This window comes from Mesorhizobium sp. M5C.F.Ca.IN.020.29.1.1 (assembly GCF_003997375.1).
Lineage (GTDB): Bacteria > Pseudomonadota > Alphaproteobacteria > Rhizobiales > Rhizobiaceae > Mesorhizobium > Mesorhizobium wenxiniae.
Genome location: NZ_RZSW01000885.1, coordinates 1 through 1,713, shown reverse-complemented (window position 1 = coordinate 1,713; position 1,713 = coordinate 1). Strand labels below are relative to the sequence as shown.

Here is a 1,713-nt window from a genome sequence, read left to right as displayed (position 1 = left end):
GTCTGACACCGCCGGCAAGCATGATCGGACAGGCTGCGCCGCACTCGCCGCTCGCATCGATCGAGAGCCCGACATAGATGCCATTCTCGGCGGTGCAATCCGCCTTGTCCGGCTCGCATCCAATGAAGTCCGTCCGCGCAACCGCCACGTCGAGCTTGCGTTCTCGGATCAACCTTCCAGCGGCCAGGGCACCGAGCACGTCACCTCCCGGCGAGTTGATCACCAGGGGCAGTCGCCGATCACCGATCGTGTCCAGCAGTTGGCGCAACCGTTCCGGCGTCTGAGCGCTAATCATGCCTTCCGCGGAGATCCATTCGGGACAATTGGGATCGCAGAGAAAACTTCTGCCGCGAACCAGAACGAAGCGCATATCTCCAACATCGGCCCGCTGCACGGTTTCGGGTTCGGCCGACGCGGCAGGAGCGGACTTGGCGTATGCCACCACGTGGCCGGCCGGCGCCGGTATTTCCCTGCAGTTCGCAGCCACCGGATCTGTTTTGCATAGGGTTGGCGCGATCAGCAGGTCGACGGCATCCAGGCTGGTAACCAGCTTCGTCTGCAGCATGTCGTAGGGAGCCAACTGCTGGATGCTGCTGGCCGGCGTGTTCTTCATCGTCTCGAGCACGGCCTGGCCGACGCCCATTTCCTTCAGATACGCCGCCAGTCTTTTCTCCACCGACTTGCTCATCTCGTAGGTCTTGTAGCTGCCGGCGTTCTTGCGGCTGATGACCTTCTTGTCGACGATCTTCTTCTTGCCTCTCACCACGCGGTAGGTGGTTCGGTACTGCAATTTCGTCCGAATGTAGGTCGTGGTGATCTGATGAACGCCGAGATGCGCCCATTGCCCGACCACGCGCCTGATGCCGCCGGCAAACATCAGCGGGCAAGCGGAATTGCAGATGGCGCCGTCAGCATAGGAATTGCCGAAATAGCGAGCGGCCTTGCCGTCGTTTTCCGTGCAGTCCTTGGCATCGGGCTGGCAACCGGTGAACCGGGTCTTGCCGACCGCGATATCGAGTTTGTTCTTGCGGATCAGCCGACCAAGCGCCAGTGCCGCATCGACATTGCCGCCGGGAGAATCCACGACAACAGGCAGTTTTCGGCGGCCGAGCACCTTGAGCGTGCGCTTGAACAGGGCTGGCGTGCGGGCTTCTATGGAGCCTTCAGCGGATATCCATTCCGGGCAGGTCGGTTCGCAACCAGGCGCGCTGCTGCGGACGACGACAAACCGCATCGTTGGACCAACATCCGACGCGGATTTTTTTGTATTCGCCGCGAAGGCAGCGTGTTCCATGCCAAGGAACGACGCCAGGCAGATCACCCCAAGTATCCACCATGTCTGGCCATTCAGACGGCGCCATGGAACCATTCGGGCAAGCCCCCCGCAATGCAAGCTATCCTAACGCACGACCCCCAAAAACGGAACCGATTTTCGCTGGCGATCATGCGCAATATCAACGTGCTACAGCGTCCTTCGCGCGCACGAACAACGCCCGGCGCTGTGATTGAGCTTTGACGGCTCGCAACAGGGTTTGCGATGGCGCCGCAGGCACTCGGCTGTGCTAAAAAAAAGCAAAAAGGGCAGCCCGAGGACTGCCCTTTCGCAATCGATCTGATCGGCAATGCCGGCGTCGATTACTCTTTGATGGTGACGACGATGCCGGCACCGACGGTGCGGCCGCCTTCACGGATGGCGAAGCGCAGCTTCTCTTC

The 1,713-nt window shown here is 60.8% G+C and carries 1 protein-coding gene and 1 pseudogene; both read right to left on the bottom strand.

Going from position 1 to position 1,713, the window contains the following annotated elements:
• Positions 1-1,234, bottom strand: a 1,234-nt coding sequence (locus EOA85_RS34630) for a hypothetical protein (protein ID WP_348627959.1), incomplete at its 3' end; no start/stop codon positions are given.
• A 401-nt stretch (positions 1,235-1,635) separates the two neighbouring features.
• Positions 1,636-1,713, bottom strand: a pseudogene (locus EOA85_RS34625) (elongation factor Tu); the annotation flags it as partial.